General features: G+C 61.9%; 15 protein-coding genes. 13 read left to right on the forward strand and 2 right to left on the reverse strand.

The genetic code is table 11. The annotated features are described in order from the left end of the window. The 11 genes from EK23_RS15655 to EK23_RS15705 form a co-directional block, all read left to right on the forward strand. Positions 1 to 648, forward strand: a 648-nt coding sequence (locus EK23_RS15655) for an NAD(P)/FAD-dependent oxidoreductase (protein WP_045226338.1), incomplete at its 5' end; no start/stop codon positions are given. A gap of 276 nt (positions 649 to 924) precedes the next feature. Then, entirely contained in the window at positions 925 to 2,280 is a 1,356-nt protein-coding gene (locus tag EK23_RS15660) for a TolC family protein (RefSeq protein ID WP_052808244.1), read from the forward strand. A 4-nt stretch (positions 2,281 to 2,284) separates the two neighbouring features. Then, positions 2,285 to 3,358, forward strand: a complete 1,074-nt coding sequence (locus tag EK23_RS15665) for an efflux RND transporter periplasmic adaptor subunit (RefSeq protein ID WP_045226339.1) — start codon at positions 2,285 to 2,287, stop codon at positions 3,356 to 3,358. Between the two features lie 51 nt (positions 3,359 to 3,409). After that, entirely contained in the window at positions 3,410 to 6,646 is a 3,237-nt protein-coding gene (locus EK23_RS15670; RefSeq protein WP_045226340.1) for an efflux RND transporter permease subunit, read from the forward strand. A 596-nt stretch (positions 6,647 to 7,242) separates the two neighbouring features. Further along, complete coding sequence (locus tag EK23_RS15675; RefSeq protein WP_045226341.1) at positions 7,243 to 8,187, forward strand: LysR family transcriptional regulator; 945 nt, start codon at positions 7,243 to 7,245, stop codon at positions 8,185 to 8,187. 59 nt (positions 8,188 to 8,246) lie between these two features. Then, on the forward strand, positions 8,247 to 8,429 hold the full coding sequence (locus EK23_RS23360; RefSeq protein WP_045226342.1) for a hypothetical protein: 183 nt from the start codon (positions 8,247 to 8,249) through the stop codon (positions 8,427 to 8,429). Positions 8,430 to 8,444: 15 nt separating this feature from the next. Continuing rightward, on the forward strand, positions 8,445 to 8,939 hold the full coding sequence (locus EK23_RS15685) for a CYTH domain-containing protein (protein ID WP_045226343.1): 495 nt from the start codon (positions 8,445 to 8,447) through the stop codon (positions 8,937 to 8,939). After that, positions 8,936 to 9,481, forward strand: a complete 546-nt coding sequence (locus EK23_RS15690; RefSeq protein ID WP_045226344.1) for an SRPBCC family protein — start codon at positions 8,936 to 8,938, stop codon at positions 9,479 to 9,481. The genes EK23_RS15685 and EK23_RS15690 overlap by 4 nt, the downstream gene beginning before the upstream one ends. Positions 9,482 to 9,535: 54 nt before the next feature. Then, on the forward strand, positions 9,536 to 10,912 hold the full coding sequence (locus tag EK23_RS15695; protein ID WP_045226423.1) for a high affinity choline transporter 1: 1,377 nt from the start codon (positions 9,536 to 9,538) through the stop codon (positions 10,910 to 10,912). Positions 10,913 to 10,915: 3 nt separating this feature from the next. After that, positions 10,916 to 11,521, forward strand: coding sequence for a CPBP family intramembrane glutamic endopeptidase (locus EK23_RS15700; protein ID WP_045226345.1), 606 nt, complete (start codon positions 10,916 to 10,918; stop codon positions 11,519 to 11,521). 281 nt (positions 11,522 to 11,802) lie between these two features. Then, positions 11,803 to 12,603, forward strand: coding sequence for a spermine/spermidine synthase domain-containing protein (locus EK23_RS15705; protein WP_045226346.1), 801 nt, complete (start codon positions 11,803 to 11,805; stop codon positions 12,601 to 12,603). A gap of 27 nt (positions 12,604 to 12,630) precedes the next feature. Here the strand turns inward: EK23_RS15705 and EK23_RS15710 are convergent, their stop codons facing one another. Together EK23_RS15710 and EK23_RS15715 are read right to left on the reverse strand one after the other, a co-directional pair. Continuing rightward, positions 12,631 to 14,091, reverse strand: a complete 1,461-nt coding sequence (locus tag EK23_RS15710) for a RimK family ATP-grasp domain-containing protein (protein ID WP_045226347.1) — start codon at positions 14,089 to 14,091, stop codon at positions 12,631 to 12,633. 8 nt (positions 14,092 to 14,099) lie between these two features. After that, the gene (locus EK23_RS15715) at positions 14,100 to 15,215 is read right to left on the reverse strand and encodes a GNAT family N-acetyltransferase/peptidase C39 family protein (protein WP_045226348.1); all 1,116 of its coding nucleotides are present in this window, start codon (positions 15,213 to 15,215) and stop codon (positions 14,100 to 14,102) included. Between the two features lie 178 nt (positions 15,216 to 15,393). Here EK23_RS15715 and EK23_RS15720 point away from each other — a divergent pair, with 178 nt between their 5' ends. Both EK23_RS15720 and EK23_RS15725 read left to right on the forward strand, forming a co-directional pair. Next, complete coding sequence (locus tag EK23_RS15720) at positions 15,394 to 16,194, forward strand: inositol monophosphatase family protein (protein ID WP_045226349.1); 801 nt, start codon at positions 15,394 to 15,396, stop codon at positions 16,192 to 16,194. Positions 16,195 to 16,226: 32 nt separating this feature from the next. Next, positions 16,227 to 17,087, forward strand: coding sequence for an HDOD domain-containing protein (locus tag EK23_RS15725; RefSeq protein WP_045226350.1), 861 nt, complete (start codon positions 16,227 to 16,229; stop codon positions 17,085 to 17,087). The last annotated feature ends 150 nt before the right edge of the window (positions 17,088 to 17,237 follow it).

Consider the following 17,237-nt stretch of genomic DNA (forward strand, 5'->3'; position numbering starts at 1 on the left):
CTGGAGAGCGAGTTGCGCAACAAGCATATCGACTGGATCTGCAACGCCAAGGTGGACAAGGTCGAGGCGGGGATGATGTACGTCACCGAGTACGACGAGAACGGACAGGAAAAGAAAAAGCACGAACTGCCCTTCAAGCACAGCATGATGCTGCCGGCCTTCAAAGGGGTGGATGCGGTGTTCGGGATCGACAAGCTGACCAACCCGCGCGGCTTCATCCTGGTGGACGAGCACCAGCGCAACCCGACCTATAAGAACATCTACTCCATCGGCGTGTGCATCGCCATCCCGCCACTGGAGCAGACCCCGGTGCCGACGGGGGTGCCGAAGACCGGTTACATGATCGAATCCATGGTGACGGCGACGGCGCACAACATCCGGGCGGAGCTGGACGGCAAGGAGCCCACCGAGAAGGGCACCTGGAACGCGCTGTGCCTGGCGGACTTCGGTGACACCGGGGTGGCGTTTTTGGCGATGCCGCAGATTCCGCCGCGCAATGTGCAGTGGGCGTCGCGGGGCCGCTGGGTGCACCTGGCGAAGATCGCCTACGAGAAGTACTTCATGCGCAAGGTGCGCAAGGGCATCAGCGAGCCCACCTACGAGCGCCTCACCCTCAAGGCCATGGGCATCATGCGCCTGAAAAAGTAAAAGGCCCCCCGGGCTCATTGAACGGCAGCGTGCTTGAGCGATACGCCTACGCTGCCGTAGGCCTCTTAATACGCTGGCATGACGCACGATTTCCGCGCTGCGCTAAGCGCGCTATCGCAAGAAGCTGAAACGGGTCGAGGGCGGCAAGCCCGAAGCCGTTTGGGCAAGGACGATAATTTGACGATGCACGATGGCATCCATCGAAAACGAAGACGAGCCGAAAAAATGACTTTCTCGAACGTCGGAGTTCACTGGCGGCGGGGAGCACGAGGCGTGATGCTCCTGCTGCTGAGCGGCATGGCCTGCCAGGTGGAGGCAGCGCCCAAGGCCGCGCCGGTTGCGAGCCCAAGGCCTGCCGCAGCGCGATCCCAGGCGCTCGGACTCGACCAGCTTCTCGAACTGGCCTACGCGCACAATCCCGATATCCAGGCCGCGGCCGAGCGCATCGGGCAGGCACAGGCGCAGGTGGCCGAGGCTCTGGCGGCATTTTATCCCAGGCTCACCGGCCGCATGGGCTATAGCTATTCCAATGACCCCGCCATGGCATTCTCCGCCATCGTGTCGCAAAGGCGGTTCAACAACGGCCACTTCCAGGACATCAACAATCCGGGCTTCGTGGAAAATTTCCGGCCGGAGCTGGTGGGCAGCATCTCCTTGTTTCGGGGCGGGCAGGATTACTACCGCAAGAAGGCTGCCGAACTGGGCGTCGAGGCGGCCGAGTTACAGCGTTCGGCGCTGCGCAATCAGCTCTCCGCCTCCGTGACCTCGGCCTACTATGCGGTGTTGGCGGCGCCCCGCCACGTGGAGGTCGCGCGCCAGTCCATCGAAGCGGTGAGTAGCGAACTTGAACACGCCAAACTGATGCACCGCGAGGGCGCTTTGTTGCGCTCCGACGTACTCTCCCTGGAGGTCCGCATGGCACAGGCTAGGGAGGCGGAGCTGAGGGCGCGCAATGCCGTGGTGCTGACCCGGTCGGGCCTGAAGACCCTGCTTGGCATGGGGGCCGGCGAACCCTTGGAACTGCGCGAGGCCCCGCCAGATGCGAAACAACCCGCCGCTGACGGCCTCGACGCGCTCCTCACCCAGGCTTTGGCGCAGAGGCCCGAGATGCAGGCGGCGGCGCGTCAGGTGGAGATGCGCGAAAAGGAACTGCGGGCCGAGATGGGCGGCCATCTGCCCCGGGTCAATGCCTACGCTGCGTATGGTCTCAACGAGCGTTCGCCGGAATTCAACTTCAACAAGGACAACCTGACCATGGGCATCAATGCGGAAGTGGATCTGTTCAGCGGCGGCGTCACCTCGGCGCGGGTCGAGGGCGCGCGCCGCAAGCTGGCCGAGGCGGAAGCCATCCGGGAGAAGACACGCCTGGAAATAGAGGACGAAATCCAGAGGGCCCAGGCCAGTCTGCAGGAGGCGCAGGAGCGCAAGCAGGTGGCGGAGGCCGCGACCTCCGCTGCCCTGGCTGCTTTCGGTCTGGTGCACGAGCAATATAGGGGCGGCGCGGCCACTGTCACACGCTATCTTGAAGCAGAGGCGGACCGCGGACAGGCGCAGATGCGTGACATCACGGCCGGCTTCGACGTACAGGTGGCGCAAGCCAACTTGAAGAAAGCCACAGGATTCTGGAAGTAGAAACATGAGCTCGGAACAGCACTCCAACACGCAGATGTTCTATGCCCTGGGTTCGATTGCGGGACTGATCCTGCTCCTGGTGTGGATGCAGGGCGGCTTTTCCTCCAAGACACCGCCCGGGACCGTCCAGGCTGCCGAGCGCGCGGCCCTGCCGGCCGGCGCTGGAAAGGCGAAGGTGGTCCGCCAGGACGTGGATGAGATCATGGCCTGGCCGGGCACCCTGAGCGCCCGCATCACGGCCCAACTGGCTCCAAAGGTTGCGGCACGGATTATGGAGGTCAAGGTTCATGCCGGCGATGTGGTTAAGACGGGCCAGGTGCTCGTCACGCTGGATGAGAGGGAACTGCAGTCGCGGCTGGCGCAGGCGCGTTCGGCTTTAGTGGCGGCCGAGGCGCAGGCCGTCCGTGCCGGCGCGGAAGCGCGGCGAGTTCGCAGCTTGTTCGACAAGGAAGCTGCCACCCAACAGTCTCTGGAGGCGGCTCAGGCGGCCGCGCGCACCGCTGAGGCGCAGGTGGCGGAAGCGCGCGCCGGGATCGGCGCGGCCCAGTCCCTGGCGGCCGAGACCGTATTGCGCGCGCCCTTCGACGGAGCTGTCGTAACACGTCAGCGGGAGCCCGGCGATATGGCCCTGCCGGGTACGCCTGTGCTGACCCTGCAGTCAAATCAGAAGCTTCGTGTGGAAGCAGCTATTCCGGCAAGCTGCGCCGATTCCGTTGCAGTCGGGCAAACGCTAGTCGCCCGGGTCGGCGAGCAGCGCGTTCCCGTCAATGTCGAGGAGGTGGCGCCGGCGGTGGATGAGGCCAGTCGCACGGTGCTGGTCAAAGCCGGGCTGGAAGGTCCGGCACAGGCTCAACCCGGCGCCTTCGTCTGGCTAGAACAGGCCTGCCAGCGCCGGAGTGCCTTGCTGGTTCCTATCGCCGCCATTTCCCGCAGCGGCCAGTTGGAAAGCGTGCGCCTGCTGGTGGATGGCCAGCCCCGCTTGCGGCAGGTTCGCATCGGTAAGCTGAATGACGGCATGGCGGAGGTGCTCTCCGGCCTCAAGGAGGGCGATCAGGTGCTGGTGGGGGCTGGCCGATGAGCAGGACGCGTGACACGCTTGAGCAACGGATCGGCCTGAAGGGAGCCTGAGATGACGACCGAACCGGTAAAACGCGGCTTCACCGCGGAGATCGTCCGCGTCTTCATTACCTCCAAACTTTCCCTGCTGCTGCTCATTGCCTCGCTTCTGGCGGGACTGGCCGCTCTGTTGCTGACACCACGCGAGGAAGAGCCGCAGATCGTAGTCCCGGTCGCCGATGTGCTGGTGCGCGCGCCGGGCGCCTCGGCCGAGGAGGTGGAAAAGCTGGTGGCCACGCCGCTGGAGTCGCGCCTGCGCGAGGTGGACGGGGTGGAATATGTCTATTCGGCGTCCCGCGAGGGCGAGGCCCTGGTGACGGTGCGCTTCTACGTGGGCGAAGACCGCGAGGACAGCCTGGTCAAAGTCTGGAACAAGCTGATGTCGAACCAGGACATCATCCCGCCGGTGGTCAAAGACTGGGTGGTCAAGCCGGTGGAGATCGACGATGTCCCCATCGTCACCCTGACCCTGTCCTCGGACAACCCCGTCTACGACGCTCCGGCCCTCCGCCGGCTGGCCGACGAATTGCGGGACAAGCTGGGCGTTGTCGAGGACACCGGCAAGATCACGGTCTACGGGGGGCAGCCGCGTCGCATCAGCATCTATCCTGACGCCGCGCGGTTGGCGGCTCATGGCATGAGCCTCCTGGAACTCATGCAATCCCTGGCGGCCGCCAATGTCAGCCTGCAGGCGGGGCGCTTCGATTCGGCCAACCGGGTGGTGCAGTTCGATGCCGGTCCCAATTTCCAGTCTGCCGACGACGTCGCTGGGACGGTGCTGAAGGCGCCCGGAGGATGGCCCGTGTACCTGCGCGATGTGGCCGAGCTGCGCGATGGACCCGCCGAGGCCGAGACCTATACGCGCATCGGCTTTGGACCCGCGGCAAAGGACAGTAAGCATGTTGGGGAGAGTTCGCCAGCTACGCTTGGAGACGAACGTCAAGCGGTGACCCTGGCGGTGGCCAAGCGCAAGGGCGCCAACGCGGTGGCGGTGGCCGAGGATGCCATAGGTACCGTTGAGGGGCTGTACGGCGAGCTGATTCCCGAAGACGTCACGGTGACGGTCACGCGGGATTATGGCGAGACGGCCAACCACAAGGTGAATGAACTGGTGAAGCATCTGTTCATCGCCATCGCCACCATCATCGTGCTGCTGGCGCTGGCGCTGGGCCCGAAAGAGTCCTTCATTGTGGCCCTGGCGGTGCCCATGACCCTGGGCGTGACCCTGCTGTTCGACCTGATGTTCGGCTACACCATCAATCGCGTCACCCTGTTTGCCCTGATCCTTTCCCTGGGATTGCTGGTGGATGATCCCATCGTGGACGTGGAGAATATCTTCCGTCACTTCCAGTTGCGCAAGGAACCGCCCCTGGAAGCAGCCCTGACTGCCGTGGATGAGGTGCGGCCGCCCACCATCTTCGCGACGTTCACCGTCATCGTGTCGTTCCTGCCGCTGTTCTACATCACCGGCATGATGGGGCCTTACATGGCGCCCATGGCTTTCAACGTGCCCATCGCCATGCTTATGTCCCTGCTGGTGGCGTTTACGGTCACCCCGTGGGCCAGTTACTACCTGCTCAAGAGCGAATATGGCAAGCACGGTGACGAGCCTTTCGACCTGAAGTCGAACTGGGCCTACAAATTGTACGACTGGTCCTTGGGCGGGCTGATCCGCAAGCCCGGCCGCGCCAAGCTGTTCCTGTGGGGCATGGTCATCGCCTTCGCCGCCTCGGCCATGCTGGCGGTGACCCGCGCGGTGCCGCTCAAGCTGCTCCCCTTCGACAACAAGAACGAGCTGCAGCTGGTGATCGACATGCCCCGCGGCACCACTCTGGAAGAGACCGATGGCGTGGCGCGCGCCCTGGGAGAATACCTGGCAACGGTCAACGAGGTCACGGATTTTGAAGCCTACGTGGGCCTGGCCTCGCCCATGGATTTCAACGGCATGGTGCGGCATTACTATCTGCGTTCCGGCGGGCACCTGGGCGAGATACGCATCAGCCTGCTCCCCAAGGAGAAACGCGAGCAACAGTCCCACCAGATTGCCCTGCGTATCCGTCCCGATGTGGATCGCATCGCCAAGCGCTTCGGCGCCAAGGTCAAGATCGTCGAGACGCCGCCGGGACCGCCGGTGCTTTCGACCTTTGTTGCCGAGGTCTACGGGCCGCTGGATGCCGATTACAACCATCTGGCCACGGTCACCGAAGGGGTGAAGGCGGATTTCGAGAAGATCGACGGTGTGGTGGATGTGGACGACCTGGTGGACGAGCCGCAGGACAAGGTCCGGTTCACCTTGGACCGTGCCAAGGCGGCCTTGCACGGCGTGAGCGTCAAGGATGTGACCGAAACCCTGAACATTGCCTTGGGCGGCGGCATGGGGGGTGTCGTCCATGCGCCTTCGGAACGCTTTCCGCTGGAAATCACGGTGCGCCTCTCGCGTGCGCAAAGGTCAGCGACCGAAGATTTGTTGGCGCTGCGGGTACGAGGTGCCGATGGTGTGCTGATTCCCCTCGGCGAACTCGGGAGCGTCCGGGATGAGCACGTGGACCGCGCCATCTACCATAAAAACCTGAAGCGTTTGAATTACGTGACCGCGGAGATGGCAGGTCGCAGCCCCGTGGAAGCGGTGTTCGACTACTGGGATATCGAGGAGGCAAAGCCCCTGCCCAAGGGTTACTCAGTGGATTTGGCCGGGGAAGGGGAGTGGAAGATCACCGTCGACGTGTTTCGCGACCTGGGGCTGGCTTTCGGCGCGGCCCTGCTGATGATTTACGTATTGCTGGTGGCGCAGACTGGTTCGCTGGGGATTCCTCTGGTGATCATGGTGGCGATACCGCTCACCATCATCGGCATCATGCCGGGCTTCTGGTTCCTAAACCTGTTTACCACGGACGTGGCCGGCTACGCCAATCCCATCCTGTTTACCGCGACCGGCATGATCGGCATGATTGCCCTGGCCGGCATCGTGGTGCGCAACTCCATCATCCTCATCGATTTCATCGAGCGACTGCGCGAGGATGGCAAGGAACTGGTGGAGGCGCTCATTGAGGCCGGGGCTACGCGCCTTCGGCCAATTTTCCTGACGGCGGGGGCCGCCATGTTCGGTTCCTTCGTCATTACCCTGGACCCCATCTTCGCGGGTCTGGCCTGGAGTTTTATCTTCGGCATCTTCGCTTCCACGGCCTTTTCTTTGCTTGTCGTGCCCGTGGTCTATTATCTCCTCAACCGGCCCGCCGGCGGCACTGCGTGATGTGAGTCCGCCAGGGACGGCAGATGGCGGCAGGGTGCTGAGCTTGAAGCTTACCCTCGATGAGGGGTTACCCGTCCCGGGCTTACACGAGAAGTCGATGTATGGCCTTTAGGCCGTGCCAGGCGGGCAGGCTACAGACATGGCTGAGTCGGTGGCATCGGTCGCAGCAGAGCGGGCAAAAAAATCCCTCCGACTGAACCTGCGGGCGGTGACGCCGGCAAGGGCAGATCGGAGGGTCGTTAGCAGTCTCACACCTACGAGGTCGAGCGCTATCGTCACACACCATCCCAGAGGATTAAGAAAACCGTTTTGGGACATCCTGGATGGAAGGAGTTCCCGAAAGACTTGGGCACAGTATAGTGATCGGGCAGGCGCGGCAGTTTGATCCAAATCAAGGTCAGGACAATTAGCGCTTGCTGATGGATCGGCGCGATGCCACCTCGCCTGCTCCGCGGCACCATTTCTACACGCAAGAGACCGTCGGGAAGGGACCCGGCGCATGAACGGCTTGCTTAGCTGATGGAAAGAAATGACGTAGAATGTGTTGGAAGCTCGTTGATTATTTCAATAATTAAAATAGTTGGGGACCTGCCTCCATGGACAAACTGACCAGCATGATCGTATTCACCAAGGTGGCCAAGGCGGGCAGTTTTGCCGCGGCCGCCAAGGAACTCGACTTGTCCCGCGCCATGGCGACCAAGCACGTCATGCAGTTGGAGAACAGTCTGGGCATACGCCTGCTCAACCGGACCACCCGCAATCTGAGCCTGACCGAAGTTGGGGTGGTGTACCTGGAGCGGTGTCTGCAGATCCTTGACGACATCGAGGAAACAGAGCTTGCGGTGACCCGTCTGCAGACGGAACCTCGCGGGACCTTGAAAGTGAATGCGGCGCCCTTCTTCGGCGCCTACCATCTGGCACCCGCCATCGCGGCCTACAACCAGGTCTATCCGGACGTGAACGTGGAGCTGGTGTTGCAGTCCGGCTATGTGGATCTGATCGAGGAGGGCTTCGATCTCGCCATACACCTGGACGATCTGCACGACTCCAGCCTGATCGCCCGCAAGCTCGGCGGTTCCCAGCGGGTCGTGTGCGGTGCGCCCAGCTATTTCAAGAACCGCAGCGTCCCCGAGACGCCCAACGACCTGAAACTGCACAACTGCCTGGTCAACTCCAGCATGCCGCCAAGGGATCAGTGGCAGTTTCTGGAATCGGAGACCGGCAAGACGACGGTGGTGAAGGTGGCCGGCACCATGGAGGCGAACGTGGCTGACGCCCTGCGCATCGCGGCGATCAGCGGGCTGGGCCTGGTGTTGCTGCCTACCTACATGGTGGGGCAGGACCTGCGCAAGGGTCGGCTGCAGGCGGTTCTCACCAACTTTATCCCCTCGCCCCTGGAAATTCACGCGGTCTACCCCCATCGCAAACACCTGTCTGCGAAGGTCCGTACTTTTGTCGACTTCCTCCACGAGCGTTTCCACCCCACGCCTTACTGGGAGGATTGGGCGCTGGAGCCCGGCGCTATGCGCGAGGAACCCTGAGGCGCGGATCGCCTCTAAGACAGGGTTGTTCAACAAACCTTGTCGGAGCTTGCATCACGATGACTCAGCACGATCGGAAAATGGCCGTGGTCAAGGAAATGATCGCCCTGTTCTGCATGTTGGCCACGGTTGGCGCGGCCTATCATGGCAAATTTGTCCCGGCGATGGCCTATGTGACCATCTTTCTGTTGCTGTACAACGAAAAGAAACTGCGCCGCTGGCTGCGACAGCGACGCTATTGACCGTATAATGCTTTCATGGCCCTTGAAGTTGAACGAAAATTTCTGCTTGGAAGCGATGCCTGGCGCCGAGAGGTTCAGCGCTCCGAGCGCTTGCGCCAAGGCTATCTGAACCATGAAAAGGATTGCTCCATCCGGGTTCGTACCTGCGGCGAGCAGGCCTGGCTGAACATCAAGAGCGTGACCATCGGCGCGCAGCGCCAGGAATTTGAGTACGAGATTCCTTTGGCGGATGCCTGCCTGATGCTGGATACCCTCAGCCGCAAACCCTTGATTGAGAAGGTACGGCATATCGTGCAGGTCGGCGGGCATACCTGGGAGATCGACGAGTTCGAAGGCGAAAATGCTGGATTGACGGTGGCGGAGATCGAACTGGAGCATCCGGATGAGCCATTCGAGCGACCGTCCTGGCTGGGCCAGGAAGTGACCGAGGATGTACGCTACTACAACACCTCACTTGCGCAGCACCCTTTCAAGGCCTGGGAGACGCAGGCGGCGGCTGGGCTGTCATGACGCTGACCCTGTTCATTGGCATGGTGCTGGTGATGATCGGCGCCGCTGCCGTGGTCGGATCCCGCCTGCCCAAGACCCATGTGGCTTCAAGCCGCATCCGCCTGCGTGCGAGCCCTGAGGAGGTCTGGTCGACCATCACAGATTTTGCGTGCCATCCCGATTGGCGTCCCGGTCTGAGCGCAGTGGAGCCGGGTCCTGAAGTGGCAGGGCATCCCAGTTGGTTCGAAGTGTGTGCCCGCAATATCCGCGTGCAGTTCGCCATGACCGAGAGCGACCCGCCGCGTCGCATGGCCACCCGGTTGGTGGGCGACAAATTGCCCATCAACAGCACCTGGGTGTATGAACTGCGGCCAGAGCGAGAGGGTACCGTGGTTACCATCACGGAGAACGATCAGATCTACAGCCCGCTTTTCAGGTTCTTTGCCCGCTTCATCATCTCGTATCACGGCACCATGGATGTGTTTCTGATTGCCTTGGCGCGCAAATTCGGCGAGACCGTTTATCCGGAGCACCTGAGCGCCAGGCAGGAGACCCCCTCCTAGACTCCTGAGGGATTCGCCGGCAATCCTGTGGACTTGCGGGCGAACGCTATCGGCATGAATACCACCCTGATCGGCATCTTTGCCTATATCCTGTTGCAACTGCTGGTCGGGGTGCTGGTCTCCAAGCGCATCGCGTCGGAGGACGATTACCTGCTCGCGGGTCGCCGTCTCGGCCTGGGGCTGGGTACTTTCACCGTGTTTGCCACCTGGTTCGGGGCGGAGACCTGCATCGGCGCTGCCGGCGCCGTGTATCGTACCGGTTTGTCAGGTGGCTCGGCCGACCCGTTCGGGTATGCGGCCTGTCTGCTGCTGATGGGAGTGTTGTTCGCCGTTCCCCTGTGGCGCATGCGCCTCACTACGCTGGCGGACTTGTTCCGGCTGCGTTATTCGCCGCGCGTCGAAAAGCTGGTCGTGCTGATGGTGGCCCCCACGTCGATCATGTGGGCCGGGGCGCAGATCCGTGCCTTCGGCCAGATCATTTCGGCCTCGTCCCAGTTCCAGGTGGACGCGGCGATTACGCTGGCGGCCGGTGTGGTCATCGTATACACCGTCTATGGTGGCCTGCTGGCGGACGTGGTGACGGATCTGGTGCAAGGCGTAGCCCTGATCCTGGGGCTGGTGGTCCTGTTTGTCGTGGTGATGCAGGCACAGGGGGGCGTATCCGCCGCGTTTGCGGCGCTTGAGCCCGCGCGGCTGAACCCCCTGGAAGGCAATGGGCGCAGCCTTATGGAGGTACTGGAGGCCTGGGCCATACCCGTAACCGGCTCCCTGTTCGCGCAGGAACTAGTGGCGCGCATCGTGGCGAGCCGGTCACCTCAGGTGGCGAGCCTGTCCAGCGTGGCGGGGGGCGCCGTTTACCTGCTGGTTGGATTGATTCCCGTGGCCTTGGGCCTGGTCGGGTTTCAAATGATGCCCGAGTTGCAGGAACCGGAGCAGATACTGCCACTGCTGGCGCAAAAGCATCTGGGCAGCGACTTGTATATCCTGTTTGCGGGCGCCTTGATCTCGGCGATCTTGTCCACCGTGGACAGCGCTCTGCTGGCGGCCTCCGCGCTCGTGTCCCATAACGTTGTGCTGCCCCTCGCCCGGGATGTTTCGGAAGCGGGCAAAGTGCGGATTGCACGGTACTGCGTGGTGTTGTTCGGCCTGGTGGCCTATTCCCTGGCCTTGGTCAGCGAAGGGGTGCACGAACTGGTCGAGCAGGCCTCCGCATTTGGCGGCGCGGGTGTTTTCGTGGTGGTGTTGTTTGCCCTCACGACCCGCGTCGGTGATTCGGTCTGCGCCACGGGTGCATTGATCGCCGGCGTCACCGCCTGGCATCTGGGGCGCTATGCCTTGAGCCTGGAGACGCCCTATCTGTTCTCGATGGCCCTTTCGGCGGCAACCTATCTTGTGCTGTTGGCGCGGGGCCCGATTTTCAAAAGTTCGTGAGCCATGTTTGATTCCCAAAAACTGTTGAAGCGCGGCGATTTCCTCAAGGTGGCCACGGTCTTTCAGGGCGGGCTGGTGGTAGCCGCTTATGTGCTTGCCTGGCTGGCGGATATCGACCCGTTGGCGCATCTGGTGATGGATTTTCGGGGCCTGCTGATTGGTCTGTGTGCCACCGTGCCTTTGTTTTTGGCGTTTCAGGTCTGTTACTGGCTGCCTCTGCCCGAACTCCGCCGGATCCGGCATTTCCTGCTGGAGAAGATGGGGCCGCTGCTAGACGCCTGCAGTTTGCGGGATATGACCTACCTGGGTCTGCTGGCGGGGGTGACGGAGGAGATCCTGTTCCGCGGCGTGTTGCAGCCGCTCATCGAGTCTTCCTGGGGTTGGGAGGCAGGTTTGATCTTCAGCAACCTGCTGTTCGCTGTTGCTCACTGGATTACGCCCGTGTACGCCTTGCTGGCGGGGCTGACCGGGCTTTATCTGGGCTTGGCGATGGATTTCGGCGGTGAAAGGAACCTGTTGATTCCTATTGTAATTCATGCCGTGTACGACATGCTGGCCTTCGTCAAGGTGGTGAGGACCTATCGGGAAGGCCACAGCGCCGCCTTTTAGGGCGCGCCTGGCGCGTTGAAAAAATGACTAGGGCCGGAGGGGATGGGACAGATAGAGCAGAAAGTGAGGGAGGTTTTGTGTAGCGGATGTGGGAATGATGCTGTAATGCCGGACCCTAGTACTCCAGTCGAAGAGGTTATGCACTGACTATGATCCAAGTTGCGTGCCATGCAAAAACTTATATAGATTTCATATGAGTAGAATCTACCCGACTGATTGCGGCGGCGCATTTGGAGGCATTTCACCCAATGACTAGGCGAAACCCCTCAGAATCGAGCTGGATGCAGAAAAATCAGTATGTTGCAGGAGCTGCACGGCGTCATGGCGGCGCCCTGGTGTTCAGTGAGCGCGATGCCGAGGGTGTTCTGGAAGTGGTGGATGCCTTCGGCGTGCGGTCATTGCACTTCGGCACCTCGCCGCGTCAGAGCGCCATGGCCCTGGACAATCCGGAGCGTCTGGAACTCGCCTATGTCCGTGCCATGCTCGCGGCCCTGATATTTGTGCCCGTGCCGCATCGGGTCTTGCTGCTCGGCTTGGGCGGAGGCTCTCTCGCGCGATTTCTGATCTCGCAGTTCGACCAGTGCTCTGTGGATGCGGTGGAACGCCGACCCGGTGTGGTCGACATTGCCAGGACTTATTTCGGCCTGCCCCGCGATGCGCGCCTGAGCATTGAAGTGGCGGAGGCGGTGGAGCACACGGAATCCCTGGCGCGGGTGCTAGAAGCGGCCTACGACTTGATCCTAGTGGATGCCTATGACCATCAGGGGATGGACTCATCCGTCAACGCCGAGGAGTTCTTTTCCGCCTGTGCTCGCCTGCTGCGTCCGACCGGCGTGGTGTCCATCAATCTGTGGGGTTCGCACAATGCCAGCCTGCGGCAATCCACCGACCTGTTGAAGCACTGTTTTCCGGGCAAGGCCTATCGCCTGCCGGTGCCCAACAAGGGCAATGTGATCGGTCTGGGGCTTGGCAGGGAACTGCCCAAGCCGGACCCTGTCATGCTCCTGCCCAGAGCCAAGGCGCTGGAAATCCAAATGGGTATCGAGATGCCCTATTTTCTGCGGAACCTGAAGAGCCTGTGAGCCGCCGGCGGGCCGCTGATCTGATCCTCAGGCGGTCATGCGCCTTAGAAACTCTCCCATGACCGCCTCGTAGAGTTTATCGCCCAGCACCTCATCCTCGATGCCAGCGTCGATGTTGGGGTTGTCGTTGATTTCGATGACATAGACACCGCGCTCATTCTGTTTCAGGTCGACTCCGTAGAGCCCATCGCCAATCAGGCGCGCGAGGCTGACGGCCACTTCGACCACGGGCGCCGGAACGTCTTCGACCCGCCAGGTCTTGAAGCCGCCTTCGATGGTCTTGCCCGAAGCGGAATGCTTCACCACCTGCCAGTGCTTGCGCGACATGAAATATTGGCAGGCGAACAGTGGCTGGCCGTTGAGTATGCCGATGCGCCAGTCGAACGCAGTAAAGAGGAATTCCTGGGCAAGGATCAGGTCCGATTCGCGGAACAGGTTTTCGGCGTGCAATTTGAATTCGCTGGCGTCCTTGGCTTTCACCACTCCGCGGGAGAAGGATCCGTCGGGGATCTTCAGCACCAGGGGAAAGCCCAGTTCGCGCGGCGGTGCCAGCTTGCCGCCCTTGTGCAGAATCGTGGTGCGGGGGGCCGGAATCTGATGCGCGGTCAATAGTTCTGCGAGATAGACCTTGTTGGTGCATTTCAGAATGGAGTCCGGGTCGTCGATGACCGCCATGCCTTCGATCTGCGCTTTCTTGGCGAAGCGGTAGGTATAGTGGTCGATATTGGTGGTCTCGCGGATGAACAGGCCATCGTATTCGGCCAGGCGCACGTAGTCCTTTTTCTCGATCAGTTCCACGTTGATGCCCAACCGCTTCCCGGCGCGGACGAACTTCTGCAGCGCCCCACGGTTGGAGGGCGGCATGGCCTCCCTGGGGTTGTGGAGGAGCGCAAGGTCGTAACGGGCCGCGTTGCGCGCGCGCGGCGTGCGCCAGGGCTTGCTGATGTAGCCGGAAAAGGCCTCGATAAAGAACGCTTTGCGCTCGCCCTTGACCCAACCATTGAGATGCATGGGCTTGACCCGCTCCACGTGCCATTTACCCTCGAAGCCGAACTCGACCTTGAGCAGCGGACAGCGGAACAGGTCGAACAGCTGGCGCGCCAATTCCTGCATTTCCGGATGCTCACAGCGTCCGAAGAAGATGGGCAGCTCGAAATTCTGCTCGGGTCCTGCCGCATGGCTCTTGAGGCTTTTCTGGATCAGGCCTTCGAGGTCCTCGATGTTGAGACTGTAGATGGACTTGCTGCTGAGGTTGGTGATGGTCTTGACGCTGGGAATCACCTTATGGCTGCGCGGCTCTGCCAACAGCGAGCAGAAATAGCCGGTGCTCAGGTAGGTGTAACTGCGACACAGGTTGATGACGCGTGTGTCCCTGGTTTTCAGGTACTCTGCCTGCGACAGGTAGTCGCGGGCCGTGACCACCTGCACCGGTGGAAAATCGGCCTGCCAGTCCTTAAGGCTTTCGACGACGACGATATGGTTGGCCATGAGCGGGTTCAGTGACGGGATGTGCTTGGGGTCGGTCTGGCGCGGATGATGACGACGGCCTTCTGGCCGGTCTTGCCATAGCGGGCCATGCGCTGGAAATCCTGCTTGAGGATGGGCAGGCAGATGCAGTCGGTCAGGGTCTTGCCGGCGCTGCTGTCCACATAGGGATCATGCACGTAGACATAGCGCTCGTCGTAGCCGGTAATTACCACCCAGTGCGGAAATTTCTCCTGATACATCCGGTAGGAGCTGATCAGCACCAGTGGGATGCCGCCCTCCTCCATCTTGGCTTGCAGGTCCGAGATGTTGAGAGCCCCATACACAAGCTTGACCGGCAGCCCCTTGAGTTCTTCCACGAAATCCTCCTGCACCAGGCTGATGACCACGCGCTTCTCAGGGTCGCGGACCGAATTGATGAACAGGGCGCCGTCATCGTTGACGAAGACTTCCACATCGAAGTTCCGCTTGAAGGCGGACAGGGCCAGGCCGTAGGGGCCGCAGCCGCCGTGACCGGAGGTCATGAACACGGTGGTGGATTCGCGCCAGATGCGCAGTTCCAGCTTGCGGTCCAACTCCAGTTCCGGGCGCAAGGCTTTCATGGCCATCATCAGCGTGGCAGGGCCGCAGGTGAAATCCAGGGTTTGCTGGTAATAAGGAACGCGCGCCAGTTCCTGCTGCAGGTGCGGCGCCAGCATCTTTTCGAAGCGCAGGGCGTCGGCGTGGTCCTCGTAGTAGTCAGGGACCATCTCCAGGTAGCGGTAGCCGGACTTCTCGAACAGCCGGAGGGAGGCCTGGTTGTCCCGTCTGACCTCCAACCGCAGGCTCACGCAGTCGTGTGCCAGCGCGAGCTGTTCGGCGGCCCGCACCAGTTCCTCGCCCAGACCTTGCCGCCGGAACGGCGGGTCGACCGCATAGGAATAGAGGCGCGCCAGGGAGGTGCCGGCATGAAACAGGAGCATGGCATAACCGCGCACGGTACCTTGGACTTCGTCCAGGAAGGTCGCGGCATTGGCCTTGGTCAGCAGGTAGCGAAAATTGCGGCGGGAAATGCGGTCGCTCTCGAAACAGCGGTTCTCGATGGCCACCAGCGCGTCCAGGTCTTCGACGGCTGCATTGCGGATCATGGGGTCTGCATCTAGAAGGTCATGTGTCAGGTCGGTGTAACCCTCATTTTAGCCCTCGCCGGGCCGCAGTGGCGGTTTTCAGCCTGAAAACGAGGCCCTGGTTCGGGGCGGCGCGCTTCTGCCTTCGCGGTATATGGCTTACACTAAAACATCATCCGTCCAGGCTGTTTACCTGCCGATGCTCGACGCGCTAACCCGCCTAGTGAAAACCGCAGCCCGCGAGGAATTGCTTCCCCGCTTTCAGACCGCGGAACGCCATTTCAAGACCGATGGCAGTATCGTGACCGAAGCCGATCTGGCCATGCAGCAGCGGCTCGGCGCGGAACTCAGTGCCCTGGAACCGCGGCACCGCTTGCTCGGCGAGGAGATGACGGAGGACGAACAGCGCCAGCTGATTCAGGACGGGGATCAGGGGCTTTGGTGTCTGGATCCTCTGGACGGCACCAGCAACTTTGCGGCCGGCGTGCCGTTTTTCGGCGTTTCCCTGGCTTTGCTGATCCAGCGCCAACCGGCGCTAGGGCTGATTTACGACCCTTTGCGGGATGAATGCTTCACGGCGCAAAGCGGAGAGGGAGCCTGGCTGAACGGGAAGCGGCTGCGCTGTCGGCCGGCCGGTCTGGCACTGCGGCGGGCGCTGGCCGTGGTGGATTTCAAGCGCCTGGGGGCGTTGAGCGCGGAATTGGCCGTGCGTCCTCCCTACAGTTCGCAACGCAACTTCGGCTCGGTGGCGCTGGAATGGTGCTGGCTCGCCGCCAGCCGCTACCACATCTATCTGCACGGGCGCCAGAAGCTTTGGGATTACGCCGCCGGCGCGCTGATCCTCAAGGAAGCGGGCGGTCTGGCCGAAACACTGTCCGGCGAACCACTGTTCCAGGCTGATCTGCAGCCCCGGTCGGCAGTGGCCGCCTGCGACGCAGCGCTGTTCGGAGAATGGAAGGACTGGCTAGCCTCCCATACCCGTCTCGAGGCGCGCAATTGAACTCTCCCACCCTACATGAGGAACGCGTGGATATGGACCTCCAAAAGCTGATCAAGCAAGCTCAGGATCTGATCTCCTTGCCCGAAATCTATTACCGGGCCCAGGAACTGCTGGACGATCCCAGCAGCGATGCCGCAACCCTGGCCCGCGTCATCGAAACCGACACAGGGCTCAGCGTGCGGCTGCTGCGCATGGCCAATAGCCCCTTTTACAGCCCCTCGGGGCGTATCGACCGGATTTCCTACGCGGTAACCCTGCTCGGCAATAGCGCGTTGCGCGATCTCATTCTTTCCACGGTCATACTGCGCGCCTTCAAGAATATTTCCACCCGCCTGGTAGATCTGACCAGTTTCTGGCACCACAGCCTGTACTGCGGCCTCGCCGCCCGGCAGTTGTCAAAGCTCAAGGGTGTCCTGCATGGCGAGCGCATGCTGGTGGCGGGCGTGGTGCACGACGTGGGGCAACTCCTGCTGTACCAGATGCAACCGGAGTTGGCCAAGCAGGCGCTGATGCAGGCTGCGGAAACCGACGACGGCATGTACCGGGCGGAGCAGGAGGTGTTCGGCTTTACCCACTGCGACGTGGGGGCGGCCCTGTTGGAGAGCTGGAACTTGCCCGCGGGTCTCAGGGAGATGGTGGCGTTTCACCACGAGCCGGCTCGGGCCGGTCAGCACAGCCTGGACGCGGCCCTGCTGCATATCGGCAATTTCGTCGCCAACCGCATCGAGCCCGGCCGCCAGATTCCGGAGTGTCTCCCGGTCATCGATCCGATGGCCTGGGAAATCACCGGGCTGACCGAGGAGGTGTTGGAGCCGGTGATCAACACCGCCAACGACCAGTTTCTGGAAGCGCTGGATATGCTGATGCCGGGCAAGACCGCCGGCCGCCGTTGACTTGTCCCCGGCACGCAGGGAAGCGCCTGATTCCTCTAAGGGATTTTGGAATTGAGCGCCGTCCATGTAAAATGCACGCCACCAAAACCGCACCTGGTGCCATGGCGCTTGAACCTGGTTGAGCGTTGAGGCGGTTCATTGAGTACCGCA

It is taken from the genome of Methyloterricola oryzae, from assembly GCF_000934725.1.
GTDB classification, from domain to species: domain Bacteria; phylum Pseudomonadota; class Gammaproteobacteria; order Methylococcales; family Methylococcaceae; genus Methyloterricola; species Methyloterricola oryzae.

Excerpts from the sequence above, each read along its gene's own strand:
- EK23_RS15660 (WP_052808244.1), top strand. The coding sequence starts at position 925 with ATGCTCCTGCTGCTGAGCGGCATGGCCTGCCAGGTGGAGGCAGCGCCC.
- EK23_RS15665 (WP_045226339.1), top strand. The coding sequence starts at position 2,285 with ATGAGCTCGGAACAGCACTCCAACACGCAGATGTTCTATGCCCTGGGT.
- EK23_RS15670 (WP_045226340.1), top strand. The coding sequence starts at position 3,410 with ATGACGACCGAACCGGTAAAACGCGGCTTCACCGCGGAGATCGTCCGC.
- EK23_RS15675 (WP_045226341.1), top strand. The coding sequence starts at position 7,243 with ATGGACAAACTGACCAGCATGATCGTATTCACCAAGGTGGCCAAGGCG.
- EK23_RS23360 (WP_045226342.1), top strand. The coding sequence starts at position 8,247 with ATGACTCAGCACGATCGGAAAATGGCCGTGGTCAAGGAAATGATCGCC.
- EK23_RS15685 (WP_045226343.1), top strand. The coding sequence starts at position 8,445 with ATGGCCCTTGAAGTTGAACGAAAATTTCTGCTTGGAAGCGATGCCTGG.
- EK23_RS15690 (WP_045226344.1), top strand. The coding sequence starts at position 8,936 with ATGACGCTGACCCTGTTCATTGGCATGGTGCTGGTGATGATCGGCGCC.
- EK23_RS15695 (WP_045226423.1), top strand. The coding sequence starts at position 9,536 with ATGAATACCACCCTGATCGGCATCTTTGCCTATATCCTGTTGCAACTG.
- EK23_RS15700 (WP_045226345.1), top strand. The coding sequence starts at position 10,916 with ATGTTTGATTCCCAAAAACTGTTGAAGCGCGGCGATTTCCTCAAGGTG.
- EK23_RS15705 (WP_045226346.1), top strand. The coding sequence starts at position 11,803 with ATGCAGAAAAATCAGTATGTTGCAGGAGCTGCACGGCGTCATGGCGGC.
- EK23_RS15710 (WP_045226347.1), bottom strand. The coding sequence starts at position 14,091 with ATGGCCAACCATATCGTCGTCGTCGAAAGCCTTAAGGACTGGCAGGCC.
- EK23_RS15715 (WP_045226348.1), bottom strand. The coding sequence starts at position 15,215 with ATGATCCGCAATGCAGCCGTCGAAGACCTGGACGCGCTGGTGGCCATC.
- EK23_RS15720 (WP_045226349.1), top strand. The coding sequence starts at position 15,394 with ATGCTCGACGCGCTAACCCGCCTAGTGAAAACCGCAGCCCGCGAGGAA.
- EK23_RS15725 (WP_045226350.1), top strand. The coding sequence starts at position 16,227 with ATGGACCTCCAAAAGCTGATCAAGCAAGCTCAGGATCTGATCTCCTTG.